8 protein-coding genes, 1 tRNA gene and 1 other RNA gene are annotated in these 13,862 nt (G+C 70.6%); 6 read left to right on the top strand and 4 right to left on the bottom strand.

Going from position 1 to position 13,862, the window contains the following annotated elements; all coding sequences use genetic code 11:
* Positions 1-34: 34 nt before the first annotated feature.
* Positions 35-430: RNase P RNA component class A (rnpB, locus tag OXN85_10770), an RNA gene on the bottom strand.
* Positions 431-617: 187 nt separating this feature from the next.
* Between rnpB and OXN85_10775 the strand changes: the two genes are divergently transcribed.
* From OXN85_10775 to OXN85_10785, 3 genes are read left to right on the top strand one after another with little or no spacing between them, the layout of a single operon-like run.
* Complete coding sequence (locus OXN85_10775) at positions 618-1,697, top strand: YncE family protein (protein MCY3600438.1); 1,080 nt, start codon at positions 618-620, stop codon at positions 1,695-1,697.
* Entirely contained in the window at positions 1,694-4,597 is a 2,904-nt protein-coding gene (locus OXN85_10780) for a hypothetical protein (protein MCY3600439.1), read from the top strand. Before OXN85_10775 ends, OXN85_10780 begins: the two co-directional genes overlap by 4 nt.
* Positions 4,594-5,253, top strand: coding sequence for a hypothetical protein (locus OXN85_10785; GenBank protein ID MCY3600440.1), 660 nt, complete (start codon positions 4,594-4,596; stop codon positions 5,251-5,253). The genes OXN85_10780 and OXN85_10785 overlap by 4 nt, the downstream gene beginning before the upstream one ends.
* Here the strand turns inward: OXN85_10785 and OXN85_10790 are convergent.
* From OXN85_10790 to OXN85_10800, 3 genes are read right to left on the bottom strand one after another with little or no spacing between them, the layout of a single operon-like run.
* Positions 5,250-9,041: a VCBS repeat-containing protein gene (locus OXN85_10790; protein ID MCY3600441.1), complete on the bottom strand. Its 3,792-nt coding sequence runs from the start codon at positions 9,039-9,041 to the stop codon at positions 5,250-5,252. The two genes, OXN85_10785 and OXN85_10790, sit on opposite strands and share 4 nt — an antisense overlap.
* A complete protein-coding gene (locus OXN85_10795) occupies positions 9,034-11,577 on the bottom strand; it encodes a prolyl oligopeptidase family serine peptidase (GenBank protein ID MCY3600442.1) in 2,544 nt (847 codons plus the stop codon). Before OXN85_10795 ends, OXN85_10790 begins: the two co-directional genes overlap by 8 nt.
* Entirely contained in the window at positions 11,574-12,173 is a 600-nt protein-coding gene (locus OXN85_10800) for a hypothetical protein (GenBank protein ID MCY3600443.1), read from the bottom strand. The genes OXN85_10795 and OXN85_10800 overlap by 4 nt, the downstream gene beginning before the upstream one ends.
* A gap of 133 nt (positions 12,174-12,306) precedes the next feature.
* Here OXN85_10800 and OXN85_10805 point away from each other — a divergent pair.
* From OXN85_10805 to OXN85_10815, 3 genes are all read left to right on the top strand, one after another.
* A tRNA-Arg gene (locus OXN85_10805) sits at positions 12,307-12,380 on the top strand.
* A gap of 55 nt (positions 12,381-12,435) precedes the next feature.
* Complete coding sequence (locus OXN85_10810; GenBank protein MCY3600444.1) at positions 12,436-12,912, top strand: YbaN family protein; 477 nt, start codon at positions 12,436-12,438, stop codon at positions 12,910-12,912.
* A gap of 18 nt (positions 12,913-12,930) precedes the next feature.
* Positions 12,931-13,821, top strand: a complete 891-nt coding sequence (locus OXN85_10815) for a HipA domain-containing protein (protein MCY3600445.1) — start codon at positions 12,931-12,933, stop codon at positions 13,819-13,821.
* Positions 13,822-13,862: the final 41 nt, after the last annotated feature.

Here is a 13,862-nt window from a genome sequence, read left to right on the forward strand (position 1 = left end):
TTCTCCGTACCGCTCCCGGCGCCGCGGCATGAGGTGAGGCGGAGGGAGATAAGCCGGGTTCTGTTACCAGCGGGCCAGGCCCGCGGCGAGGTCATCTATCTGGGACCTGCGGTTTCCCGAGGCCTCGTGCGGCCTACCCGGAACTCGAACGCGACGGGCCGCCGCTCGTTCCTGCTTGGCCTTGCTCCCGGCGGGGTTTGCCGTGCCGTCCCTGTCACCAGGAGACGCGGTGGGCCCTTACCCCACCCTTTCACCCTTGCCTGTGCGCCTGGACCCTTGCGAGTCGCAAGCTGCCATCGGCGGTCTGCTCTCTGTGGCACTTTCCGTCGCCTCGCGACGCCCGGGCGTTACCCGGCGCCGTGCCCTGTGGAGCCCGGACTTTCCTCGAACGGCGTGACGCGCACCCGTCCGCGACCTCTTCTCCCTCCGCCGCCGACAACCTAACCGATTGGCAACCCCTTGAGGAATTGTCTACTCTAAGGGTAGGTGGGAAGTGTCCGCCGGAAGTGGTTTCCGGGCCCGGATGCTTCATGGAGAAGGAGTCGCGAACGCGCGTAAATCGTATGCTACCTGAGTCTGCCATACCCCGCTTGGCGAGGGCCTTGTGGGCGCTGGGAATGACGGCCGCGGCGGCGCTGCCCGCGGCCTCCCAGGAAACCAGCCCAGAAGGCCCGTCGTCGTATTACGTCTACGTGGCGGCGGAATCGGAGGATCGCGTCGATCTCGTCCGGTTCGACGGCACCGGTGCGTCGGTGCTGGATTCCGTCTTCGTGGGCCGTTTCCCCACCGAAATCGACGGGCCGCACGGCCTGGCGGTCGATCCGAGTGGGGAACGGTGGTACGTGACGCTCGCCCACGGGAATCCCTTCGGCACGGTCGTCGCCTATTCCACCGCGACGAACCGCCCGGTCGGGAGCGCGGAGCTGGGGCTCTTCCCCGCCACCATGCAGGTGACGCCGGCAGGCCTGCTCTTCGCGGCGAACTTCAACCTGCACGGCGAGCACGAGCCGAGTTCGGTGTCCGTCGTCGACGTCGGCGCGATGATCGAGGTCGCGCAGATTCCGACCTGCACGATGCCGCACGGCTCGCGGCTCACGGCGGACGGGGCGCGGCACTACTCCGTGTGCATGATGGATGAGATGCTCGTGGAGGTCGACGCGCACCGGCTCGAGGTCACGCAGCGCTTTCTCCTCCACCCGGGCTCTGAGCAGGCGTGGCCGCACGACTGGCTCCCGACGCGGCCCGTGGGAGCGACCGCGTGCAGCCCGACGTGGGCGCACCCGGCCGTGGGTGGGCGCCACGTCTACGTCGCGTGCAACCGGAACGCGGAGGTGCTGGAGATCGACGTTCAGTCGTGGCGGGTGACGCGACGCTTCGCGACGGGCGAGGGTCCGTACAATCTCGATGTTTCTCCGGACGGCGCCTACCTCGTGGTGACGTACAAGGGCGGGCAGGCGACCGGCGTGTGGGATCTCGCCGGCGGGACGGAATTGGCCCGGGTTCCGCACACGCGGACGCTGCCCCACGGGATCGCGATCTCCCCGGACTCCCGGTACGCCTTCGTGAGCGTGGAGGGCGTGGGCGGAGAGCCGGGCACGGTGGACGTGATCGACCTCCGGGCCGGGGTCCGCGCGGCCAGCGTCAACGTGGGGAAGCAGGCAGGCGGCATCGCCTTCTGGAAGGCGGAGCCGCGGTGAGGCGCGGCGCGCTGTGCGTGCTCGCCGGGGCGCTCGCGGGGGTGCTCGCGGTCGCGTGCGGGGATACGGGGAGCACGGAGCTCGGCTCCCCGCCCACGACGCTCGTCCCCGTTTCGGCCGCCGTGGACACCATCGTGACGGGTGAGGCGACAGACCCCCCGATCGCGGTCCGGGTCGAGGATGCGCTCGGGAACGCGGTCGAAGGGGCGCCGGTCCGCTTCGTCATCGTGCGGGGCGAGGGCGAGCTTTCGCCGGGGGTCGCGGTCGCGGGGCAGAACGGCGTCGCGGAATCGGTCTACCGCGCGGGGCCCACGCCGGGCGAGGCGGAGATCCAGGCGGACATCCCGAGTGCCGCGAACGTCCCGCCGCTCCGCTTCCTCGTCCTCGCGGAGGCCGCGGACACGGTCCGTCTGAGCATCGTGGAGGGAGACGGCCAGCGGGCGGAGGCGGGGAGCCAACTGCCGCTACCGTTCTCCATCCGGGCGGAGACGACGAGGGGCGCCCCGGCCGGCGGCGTCCGCATCGCCTTCGACTGGACGGCGCCGGAAGAAGCCCCGGTTCCGCAGGAAACGGAGGGACCGCCCCAACTGCCGGAGGCGGGGGACACGGCGGCCGTGGCGGAACCGCCGGCACCGCTCGCGCGGGAAGAATCGCCGGAAGAATCGCCGGAAAGCGGGGGAGCCCTCACGCACGATATCGTGATGACGGACGCGGACGGGCGCGGCGGGGCGGTGTTCACGCTGGGCTCGCGTCCGGGCGAGTACCGGATCCACGTCTTCGCCACGGCCGGCGTGTACTCGGACACGCTCTCCTTCTCGGCCACGGCGCTCGCCTCGCCCGGCGGGGCCGTACAACTCGACTCGGTCGGGAACGGGAGACTCGCGGCGGGTACGCGGGCGCTCCTCCACGGCAGCGGGTTCCGCCCGGTCGCGGCCGACAACGAAGTGTGGATCGAAGGCACGGCGGCGACGGTGGTGAGCGCCACGGAGACGGAACTCACGGTTGAGGTGCCGGCCTTCGCCCGCACCTGCCTGCCCGAGCGCGAGGTGGGCGTGCGGGTGCTCGTGGACTCCGACGCCAGCAACGGTCTGCTGGTTCCGATCGAACCGGCCAACCTGCGCGTGGGTCTCGAGGTCGGCGAATCGCTCACGCTGCGCGGGCCGGTCGAGGTCGAATGCGTTCAGTTCCGGCCCGGAGCGCCCCTGGAAGCGGGAGATGCGGGAGAACCGGGACCGCCTGAAGACACCGGGACGGCGACGCGGGAATACCGGATCGTCGTCGGCAACACGGGGCGCAGCGCCTCGAGCGGGCTCCCGCTCCGGCTCACGATGCGGACGCCCGCCGACATGTCGGGGGATCGTCCGGCGGCGGCGCTCGGCCCCGGGACGATCGATTCGCGGATCGCGGAGGCCGCGCTCGCCGGCACGCGCCGGGACATCGGGATTCGCGCACGCACCCTTGCACGACTTGTCCAGGACCGAGTCTCGCCCCTGCGGGCCGACGGGTCGACGCCGGTTTCCGCGCCGGCCCCGGGAGATACGCTCGAGTATTTCTTCTCCGTCGGTCCGGAGCTGGCGGCGACCTGCGTCGACCCGACGAGGACGGTGCGAGGGACGGTCCGGGCCGTGGGCGACGGGGTGGTGCTCGTGGAGGATCTCGCCGCGCCCGCGGGCGGCCCGACGGAGGAGGAGTGGCTCGCGCTCGCTCGGGAATTGGACGGGACGGTCCTTCCGGCCGTGACCTCCTACTTCGGCCGTCCCGAGGACATCGACCGGAACGGACGTGTCGTCGTCCTGTTCACCCCCGACGTGAACCGGCTCGGCGACGGCGAGGCGGGCGTCGGCGGGTTCTCCCTCCCTCAGGATCTTGCCGCTTCGGGACGGGGCGACGGCGAGTTGTCGGACCCGGACGGCGGGATCTGCCCCGCGAGCAACGAGGCGGAGATCGTCTACAGCTTGAGCGCGGACCCCGAGGCGACGCTCGGCCGCGCCGTCTCGACGGAGGATCTGCTGCGGGAGACACCCGGCCTGGTGGCGCACGAAGTCCAGCACATCGTAAGCGCGGGGCGCCGCGTGCCCGCTTCTTCGGCGGGTTTCGGGGCCGCCGAGGAGGTATGGCTGGATGAGGCGCTCTCGAGTCTGGCCGAGGAGGTGGCGGGGCTCGCCGCCCTCGGGCTCCCCGTGGGCGAGCGCCTCACCTTCGACCGCGTATCCGGGACGCCCGAGGAACTCGACACCTTCAACGCCTACATGCTGGGCAACTTCCGAAACGTCGGCCTGTACATGCTCGGACTCCCCGGGGCCCCCACGGTCGCGACGGACGACCTGGACGGTGTCGGCGGGCTGCAGATGCGAGGTTTCGGATGGTTCCTGCTGCGACGGCTCGCGGATCAGGCGGGGGGAGACGAACGGGCCTTCTTCCGGTCCGTTGTCGGCGGCGGACAGAACTACGGACGGGGGATCGCGAACCTGGAGCGGGTCACCGGGAGGGAGTGGGCGAACATCCTGGCGGACGTGTCGGTTTCGATGGCGCTGGGAGCGGGGACGCTGGACGGGGGGACCGAGGATCCCGCCGGGGAGGACCTCGAAGCGCCGGAGGCCGGGCCGGACGCGGGGCCGCCGCTCGCCGCGGCAACGTGGGACGCCGCCGATGTGTTCCGATCCTTGAACCAGGATACGGACACCCGATCGGGCCTTCCGACCGCGATCGCGCTCCGGGCCGAGCCGCTGGGGTTTGAAACCCGGGTGCTGAGCCTCGACGTAGGGCCGTCGAGCGTACAGTACTTCTCACTCGCCTCGGCTCCCGGCGCGCCGGGCCTTTCGCTGTCGCTGGAAACGGCGGGAGGAACGCCGGCGGGTGAGACCGCGGAACCGCTAATCACGATCGTGAGGATCAAATGAGACGCCCGGCCGGCGTTCTTCTCTTTCTCTTGCTCTTTCTCTGCGGGCTCTCTCCCGGAGCGTCGAAGCTGACGGCCCAGATGAGTCCCGCGGCGCCGCTCGGCGACGATACCGGTCCGGAGTTGTTCGGACTCGCCGGCGTCATCCAGCCCCTCAACAACCTCACGGACAATACCGGCGCGTACGGCATCGTGATTCCGCCGGACGTGATGATGGGGGGCGAAGCGACCTACTGGGCTTCCCGAGCGGTCGGAATCAGCATCATGGGGCTCTATTCCCCGGCGACGCTCGAAGGCGTCGGCGGCGGACTCGGACGCGGTATCGGAACGCTCGGCGAGATGGAGTACCTGGCGGGCACGGTGAACCTGACGTTCCGACTGCGGTCCTCCGGGTCGGCCGGCGCGCTCGAGCCCTACTTCACGGTGGGCGGGGGGCTCCGGCAGTTGAAGTTCTACGGTGCCGAGGTGCCGAGACTCAGCGCGACGGATCCGATGGCGACGGCCGCGATCGGGGTCCGGGTCCATCTCCTGTCATCGCTCTGGTTCCGAGGCGAACTCCGGGACATGGCGTCCTACTACATCTCCGCCCAGACGGACGCGTCAAAGCTCCAGAACGACATCGGCATCACGATCGGCTTCGGCGTCCGCTACCGCTAACCTTCCGATCCGGCGGACGCGACGCGCACCTCCCGAGTCCCGGGCGCAATCGAAACGGACGTCTCCCCGCCGTTCGGCCACACGACGTGAAGCGTCGCGGGGCGGGCGGGCGTGTCGCCGGGCGCGGGTGCCGTACCCGCCGCGCCAGCCAGACCGAGCGTCTGCGTCGATTCATGGCGGGCCAAATAGCCCTCCCCCGACCGGACTTCCCGTGCCGGACCGAACGTGCCGTCCGCGTATTCCAGGCGGAGACGGGCGCCGATGGCCCGCGGGTTCGCGGGTGGGCCCTCGAGCGTGACCCGGAGACCGGGCGTCCCGCCGACGTTGCGGTAGAGCCGGGTCTCGCCGCCGTTGACGCCGAAGGCCACGTCCACCCGCCCGTCGCGATCGTGGTCGGCGAGCGAGACGGCGCGGGCATCTCCGTAGACCGCGATCCCGGATCGGGAGCCTGTGACGGGCTCGAAGCCGCCCTCGCCGTCCCCTCTCAGCCAGAGCCCGCGACCCGCGTCGTAGCGCGGCGTCCCCGGTCGGCCGGCGTAGAAATTCTGCGCGAGGACGAGGTCTTCATGACCGTCCCCGTCGAGGTCGGCGCCGGCGACGCCGAACGCGGGCGCGCGCTGGGCCGCCGCGGGCAGCGGGGCGCTCTCGAAGCCGGAAGGGCGATTGAGCCACACGGTGTGGCGCAGCTCGTTCGCGTCCAGTCGGCGCTCGGGGTCCATGCCGCCGATGAGGTCGGTCAGGGGCGCGCGCGCGAAGCGCTCGTAGGTGACGCGGAGGAGGGTCGAGAGTCCGCCGGGGACGGCAAGCGCGTCTCTGCCCCGTAGCGGACGCCACATGCCGGATTCCATCCTGGCCTCGACGAGGTCGACGATGCCGTCGCGATTCATGTCGCCGTAGATGAGGGAGTAGGCGGGCGGTACGTCGAGATTCGCGCCCCAGCCGGTCGCGACGAGGTCGGGCCGTCCGTCCTCGTCGAAGTCCGCGGCGGCGAGGCCGTTCCAGCGCCCCGTGAGACGCGTGAGCCCCAGCGCGTCGCTCACATCGGTGAAGCGGCCCTCATCGTTGCGGAAGAGGCGGACGCTGCCCCAGTCGAGGGCGAGCGCGAGGTCGGGGTCGCCATCGAGGTCGTAATCCGTAAAGAGGGCGGCGGAGACGAGCCCCAGGCGCGCGAAGGGGAGGGAGCGCTCCGCATCGACGCGCAGGGCGGCGCCGTCGTGGACCAGCAGGCGGGAGTCGACCGCAAGGGGGTAGGCGCCGGGGGCGACGCGTCCGCCCACGAAGAGATCGAGGTCGCCGTCGCCGTCGATGTCGGCCTGCGCGAGCGGGCCGGTCGCCGCGGGGAGCCGCCCGGGCGGGGGGCCGGGGGCTTCGATGAGCGGGGGTGCCGGCGCGGACGCGCCGAGCGGCGCCGCGATGACCGCGGGGACGGCCGCGGCCTCCGCGGGCGAGCCCGCCTCGTACGCGCTCGTGCCGATGAGCAGCGCGACGCGACCGTCGGCCGTACGATGCGGCAGCACGGCGGTCGCGTCCCACGCCAGCGCGGGCACGAGGGCCCGCGGGGCGGCGAAACCGTCCCCCTCGTTCCGAATCAGGACCGGGCTGCCCCCCCGGCCGCTCCCGACCACGAGATCCGCATCGCCATCCTCCTCCACGTCGATCCACGACACGCCCGGGCCGAGGCGATCGAGCGAGTGGGGCAGCAGCGGCTGCCGGAACCGGTCGTCGAAGGGCGATTCGACATGCCGGTGCCCGAGCCGATCCGAGATGTCGACGAAATGCGCGCCGGCCTCGGCTGTCGCCGCGGTGGCGGGGCCGTCCGGGTCGGGAACCGCCGGCTCCGCGGTAGCGGCATCGATCACGTATTCGCGGTTCGCGACGACGCCTTCCAGCCGCGTGCGGCGGCCGTCCGGCCAGTCGACGGTGAGGACCATCTCCCCGTCCCCCTCCGCGGCGAAGCTGGCGGAGGGTTCCGAAGAGGAGAGATAGGCGCCGCCCGCGATGATCTCCCGCACCTGGGGGGGGAGCGCCTGCGAGCCGCCCGGCGCCGCGGAGTCGCCGGAGCTCTCGAGGCGGATCCGGGCGCCGATCCCGCGCGTGTTGGGTGCCGGGCCTCGCAGATGCACCAGAATGCGCGGCGCGGCCGCGTCGTTGCGGTACATGACGGGCGGCGCGCCGAGCCGGGTCACGACGACGTCGAGGTCTCCGTCGCGGTCGAGATCGCCGGCCGCGAGACCGTGCGAGATGTCCGCCTCGTGTCCCCAGCGCCAACTCTCGCTGACGTCGGTGAAGCCGTCCGCCCCTCCGCGGAAGGCGACGTTCGGCTGCGCGAGCGGCGGGAACATGCGCAGGGCCTGATCCGCCGGCAGCCCGGGGATCGCCGCCACCCGCGCGTTGGCATCGCCGTCCAACTGGTCCCACGCGTGTCCCGTCGTGACGAGGATGTCGTTCCAGCCGTCCAGGTCCGCGTCGATGATGAGCGCGCCCCACGTCCAGTCCGAGGCGGCGAGCCCGAGTTCCCACGCCGCCTCGGCAAACGTGCCGTCGCCCCGGTTGAGTTGGACGGCGTTCCGGTTCATCTGGACCCTCGTGTCCGTATCGCCCGGCCGTTCGGGGACGGCCTCGTAGCTCGGGGTCTGGACGAGGCGCTCCGCCGCGTCCCGGGCGAGCATGTCGGTGGTGAGGAGATCGAGGTCGCCGTCGCGGTCGAGATCTCCGACATCGACGGCCATCGAGGATAGGCTCGTCGTGCGGACGGCGATGGCCGGGGCGGAGGCGAACGTCCCGTCGCCGCGGTTGATCCAGATTCCGTCCTCGCTGTTGAAGTCGTTCGCCACGTAGAGATCCGGGTCGCCGTCCTCGTCCCAGTCGCTGAACCTCGCGGCGAGTCCCCAGTCGCGGGCCGGCGTCGAGACGTTCCCGCGGGAACGCGTGAGGGGCGCCCCGGGGGCCGCGGGCGCGAACCGTCCGTCCCCGAGCCCGGTGTAGTACTCGTCCGGCTCGCCCAGCTCGAAGCGGCGCACGAAGCGGCCGTCGAACTCCACGCGGTAGTGCTCGTCGTAGAGTTCCCGCAGTTCCGGAGGAGTGACGAGATTGCCGTCCTCGCCGCGCTGCAGGTGGTTGATGTCCAGGACGTCCGACGGGTAGAGGTCGTCGACCTGCCGCGTCTTGTAGTTGGCGACGTAGAGGTCGAGGTCGCCGTCGCCGTCGGTGTCGGCCAGCGCGAGGGTCGTGCTCCCCCACGCCCCGCCGAGGCCCGTGTCCTCCAGTTCGGCGAAGCCGCCCGCGCCGTCGCCGAGGAAGATCCGGTTCCGGCCCCCGTGGACCGCGATCACGAGATCGAGGTCATCGTCTCCATCGACATCGGCGAGCGCGGCGCCTCTCGCGAGCACGTCCTCGAGCGCGAGGGCGGGCGGCGTGATCTCCTCGAAGCGCCAGCCGCCGAGGTTGCGGTAGAGCGCGCTCGCGCGCCCGAAGCCGGCGAAGAAGAGGTCCGCCAAGCCGTCCCCGTCGACATCCCCGATCGCCACGCCCTGCCCTTCGGCGCGCACCCGGTTGCGGAGGCGCGTCTCCTCGTCGACGTCGTACAGGAAGGACACGCCGAGGGCGGAAGCATCGAGCGGCCGGAAACCGCCCGATCCCCGCGGCCGCAGCTCTCGCCAGCGGTATCCGTCCGCCTCGACCCAGGGTCCGGGATCCGGCGCCCCGCACGCCGCGACGAGGACCAGCGCCAGCACCGGCCGCGCGAGGGCCGGCCGCATCATCGACCGGCGCAGGGTGTGTTCAGCCACCCTCCCCGTTCGCCGACGCCCCGCGGCCGCCGCCGATCACGCGCTCGAACAACTCGTAGATGCGCCGGTATTCATCGGTCCACGACGAGGGCTCCGCGAAACCGTGGTTTTCCACCGGGTACACGGCCATCTCCCAGTTCTCCTTCCCCAGTTCTATGAGACGCTGGGCGAGGCGCACGACATCGGAGAAATGCACGTTCGTGTCGTACATCCCGTGCGCGATGAGGAGGTGTCCCTCAAGGCCCTCGGCGAAGTAGATGGGGGAGGACTGGCGGTACGCCTCCTCGTCCTCGTGGGGGAGGTTGAGGATGCGGCTCGTGTACCAGTGGTTGTAGTGCGCCCAGTCGGTCACCGAGCGGAGCGCGCCGCCCGCCGCGAAGGACTCCGGCGCCGTGAAGAGCGCCATGAGCGTGATGAAGCCGCCGTAGGACCCGCCGTAGATCCCCATGCGGTCGGGGTCGACGCCCTCCTCGCGGACGAGGTACGCGGCGCCGTCGACCTGGTCGGAGAGGTCCCAGCCGCCCATGTGCCGGTAGATCGCCGTGCGCCAGTCGCGCCCGTAGCCGGCGGAGCCGCGGTAGTCGATGTCGAGCACCGTGTAGCCCTGGGCCGCCAGGAAGTGGTGGAACATGTATTCGCGGTAGTAGTTCGACCACCAGTTGTGGACGTTGTGCAGGTACCCCGCCCCGTGGACGAAGATGACGCCGGCCCCGTTGGGTTCAACGCCGAAGTCGGCGGGCCGGTAGATGCGGGCGGGCACCGGCGTGCCGTCGCGGGCCTCGAAGTGCACGATCTCGGGCAGGAGCCAGGGGAAGCCGAGCCATGTCTCGGTGGGGGAGGTCGTGACCTGCGACATCGCGGCGGCCGGCGCGGCATCGGCGAGGTAGAGTTCGGGCGGCCGGTTCGCGCGCGAATGGAGGACGGCGAAGCGACGCCCGTCGGGCGACGGCGTGACGGTGAACGAGCCCGCTCCCTCGAGGAGCTGGACGCGGCCGGAGCCGTCGAAGTCCATGCGCCACGGGTGCTGGTCGAAGGGGGAGAGTTCGCTCGTCTGGAGGAGGAAGGCGTCCCATCCGTCCGGGATCGTCGCGCCGAGCACCTCCCACTCGCCGGCCGTGAGCGCCTCCCTGTCGCCGCCATCGGCGTCGATCGCGTACAGGTGGGAGTACCCCGTCTCCTCGCTCACGTACCAGGCGCGCGGCACGTCGCCCGCCGCCTCCGCCGGGAGCCAGCCGATGCAGCCGGCGCCCTGGGAGCCGAAGCAGGGACCGCCGACCCACGCCTCGTCGTGGTGCGAATCGAGGAGCGTGAGTTCGCCGGAAGCCGCTTCGTAGGCGTAGAGGCGCCACGTCTTGTAGTCGTAGTCCACGGCGAACACGAGGCCGTGGGAGCCCGCGTCGTTCCAGCCCGCGAAGCTCGCGACGGCGAGGCGATCGTCGGATTCGGAGCCGTCCGCCGCGGTGTCGACGTCGGCGTCGTCCTCGTCGTCCGAACCGGCCTCCGCCTCCTCCGAACCCGATCCCGAGCCGTCTCCCGTCAGGTCGAGCCAGGTGGCTTCGCCCGTCTCGGCGTGGACCACGGCGAGCCTGGACTCACCCTGTTCGTCGCCCACCTTGGGACGCATCTCGGTGTTCTCGGTGTAGCCGGACTCCGTGATCCAGAGCGGGATGTCGGTGCGCCGGCCGCCATCGTTGAAGGTGCCGCGGGTCGCGGTGACCGCGATCCACGTGCCGGTGGGATCGGCTATGATCGACTGCGCGCGCTCGCCCTGCGCGAGGTGCAGGGTCTCGCGCTGTCCGGCCTCGCGGAGTTCCCGGCGCTCCTCGGCACGCTCCTCCCGGATCTCCTGCACGCGGATGTGTTCGAACAGCTCTCGCTGCTGCTCCTCGAGGAAGGCCTTGTGCCCCTCCGCCTCGGGGTCTTCGGGCTGCTCGGGCCCGCCCACCGCGGTGAGCTGCCGGATCTCGCCGTCGTCGATGTCGAAGGCGAAGAGGTTGTTCCCGCGCCGGAAGAAGATGGAGGCGCCGTCGCCGGAGAAGACGGGACTCATCTCGGCGTCCTCGGTGTGGGTGAGCCGCCGGGTCGCGGCGCCGTCCCGCTCGATGAGATAGAGGTCTCCGCCGGAGGACGTGACGCGCCAGCGGCCATCCGGGGACACGTCGCCCGGCGCCAGGATGGGGCCGAGGCGCAACTCTTCCTCGTCATCGACGCGCTCCGGCGTGCCGCCGGTCGAACGGACCCGGTAGAGGGCGCGCTGCTCGTGCCACTCGGCGCCGCCCGGGAGCCAGCGGAAGTAGATCCACTCGCCGTCGTCGGACCAGCTCACGCCGACGGGCGCCTGCCCGACGTGCTCGGAGCCCTGCATGATGGACTCGAGCGTGAGCGCGAAGGCGTTGTCGCGCGCGGGGGCCGGCTCGAAGCGGGCGAGACCCTGCGCCTGTAGGGCCGGCGTGGCCGCCAGCGCGACCGCGGCCGCGGCGGTCCACGAAGCGACGCGCGACGCGGCGGGGGGGCGGAGCTTCGGGGAGAACTTCACGGGGTACCTCCTCCGTTCCTGGAGGGCAGATACTGTCCGGGGATCGGCAGATCCGGCCGTTCCGCGGCCCAGTAGATCGTGACGACGTACCAGCGGTCGCCGTCGTGCATGAGCTGGATCGAGTTGATGCCGCGCGCGAACGGTTCGGGGTCGTCCGCGGTGCGCTTCGAGTCGTAGGTGGAGAACGCGTGTACCACGGGGCCGAAGCGCTCCTCGCTGCGGGCGATCTCCCGCTCGAAGAATCCGTTCTGCTCGAGGAAGCCGCCCGCCTGTGCCGCGTATTCCCCCGGGCTCCACACCTGGTAGCCGTGTTCGCCCTCCGGGGACCGGCCCGTGGGAATGAGGCGGGCCTCGGGGATGAACAGGGAGCGGAAGCGGTCCCAGTCGCGCGCCTGCCCGGCCGGGCCCGAGATCACGTCGTAGAGCGCGGTCAGGATGCTGTCGACGGACTCCACGTCGTCGGGATCGGCGTCGGGCCAGCTCTCCGCCATGGCCACGTTCGCGCCGCTCTGGGCGAGGGAGGGGGCGGGCGCCGCGAGCGCCAGCGGTCCGGCGGCCAGCGCGCCGAGGAGGAAGAGTGTACGCAGTCGTCGCATCGGTCAGCTCCGGGTGAGGTGGTTGGGCGTCCCCGAATCTAGCGTCGTGCCTCGGAAACCCGCGAGCGGTCCCGGTTGTATCGGAGTTGCATCGGACGCGGGCCGGTTCTACCGTTTTTCGCTCGCGCCACCCGCGCCCGTAGCTCAATTGGATAGAGCGTCTGACTTCGGATCAGAAGGCTGGGGGTTCGAGTCCTCCCGGGCGCATGATCCCCCGGCCGATGACGCCAGCGACTCATTCGACTCCCGTGACTCCGCAGACATGAAACCGAGTCCAGACGCGCGACACAGCCGGCCCGCGATCGCTTCGCCGGCCGCCCAGTGCCCCATCGATCACGAGGCGGCCGAGCGCGCCGCGCGCGCATTGCCCGGCCCCGTGCGGCGGGCCGTCTTCCTGGGTGTGGGGAGCCTCAGCGTGAGCGCCGGCATCATCGGCATCGTGGTGCCGCTCTGGCCCACGACCTGCTTCCTCCTGCTCGCCGCGTGGTGCTTCGCCCGCAGTTCGCCCCGCGCCGAGCGCTGGCTGTACGAGAACCGCCTGTTCGGCCGCTACCTCGCCGCCTACCGCGAGCGCGGCGTCATCTCCACCCGCGTACGGCGCGGCGCGACGATCTTCTTGTGGAGCGCGATCCTCGTCTCGGCCGTGTTCGCCGCCGGCCAACTCTGGCTCGTCGCCCTCCTCCTCCTGGTCGCCGCCCTCGTCACCGCCCACCTCTACTCCCTCCCCGGCGAAGGCTAGCTCGGCGAAGCGCCAATCGTGCTCGAGAACTATCCCGTTGTCGTGGTGGATCCGGATTGGGTCGGACCGGAAGACATGGGCACCAAGCAGAAGTTCTGGTATCGAAGAGCCGAGGGCCACGGATCGGCATGGCTCTTCAAGTATCCCCAACCGAACACCGGTCAGCATTGGGCGGAGAAGATTGCGGCCGAAATCGCGCGAGCTCTGGACATCCAGCACGCGAGAACCGAACTGGCCGAGTTTGAGAGCGAACGTGGGTCCGTCTCCGAATCCTTCGCTCTAGGAAGCACCGAGCTGGTTCACGGTAACCAGGTCCTTGCGCGGACGGTGGAGGGCTACGATCGAACAGCGAGGTTCGGTCAATCGGACCATTCGTTCAGCAACATCTGGACATCATTCGAACGGATCTTTCGAGAGCAAGCCGCAGCCGAAAAACATCGTGAGACGTTCGCCGGGTATCTGGTGTTGGACGCGGTGATTGGGAACACCGATCGCCATCATGAGAACTGGGGCTTCCTACGGCGTCGCGTTGGAGAGAATTGGAAAGGTGGGCTTGCCCCGTCATTCGATCACGCCTCCTCGCTTGGGAGGGAGCTTCTTGACGAAAGGCGAGCCCTCCTGTTGAACGAGAAGAGGGTGGGTTGGTATTCGGAGAGAGGACGTGGAGGGATCCACTGGTCGGGGGATGCGCGGTACGGTCCGAGTCCCCTGACGCTGGTGCGTGAGGCGGCCGAACAGCACGGGTCCTACTTCCGCAGTATCTTGGAACGCGTGGCCGCGTTGACGGACTCACTCGTAGCGGAGTTGGTACATCGCGTGCCGGTTGATTGGATGTCGGATCCCGCACGGGCCTTTGTCGTCGAACTGATCTGCTATAATCGAGACCAGCTACGGGAGGTCGCTCGATGACTCCGAAGACTCTGTTCCTGGCGTGGCAGGAAAAGGACAGG

This window comes from Candidatus Palauibacter australiensis (genome assembly GCA_026705295.1).
GTDB lineage: Bacteria > Gemmatimonadota > Gemmatimonadetes > Palauibacterales > Palauibacteraceae > Palauibacter > Palauibacter australiensis.

What these genes read in the sequence shown, in the direction of transcription:
- OXN85_10775 (MCY3600438.1), top strand. Translation starts at nt 618, where the DNA reads ATGACGGCCGCGGCGGCGCTGCCCGCGGCCTCCCAGGAAACCAGCCCA.
- OXN85_10785 (MCY3600440.1), top strand. Translation starts at nt 4,594, where the DNA reads ATGAGACGCCCGGCCGGCGTTCTTCTCTTTCTCTTGCTCTTTCTCTGC.
- OXN85_10800 (MCY3600443.1), bottom strand. Translation starts at nt 12,173, where the DNA reads ATGCGACGACTGCGTACACTCTTCCTCCTCGGCGCGCTGGCCGCCGGA.
- OXN85_10810 (MCY3600444.1), top strand. Translation starts at nt 12,436, where the DNA reads ATGAAACCGAGTCCAGACGCGCGACACAGCCGGCCCGCGATCGCTTCG.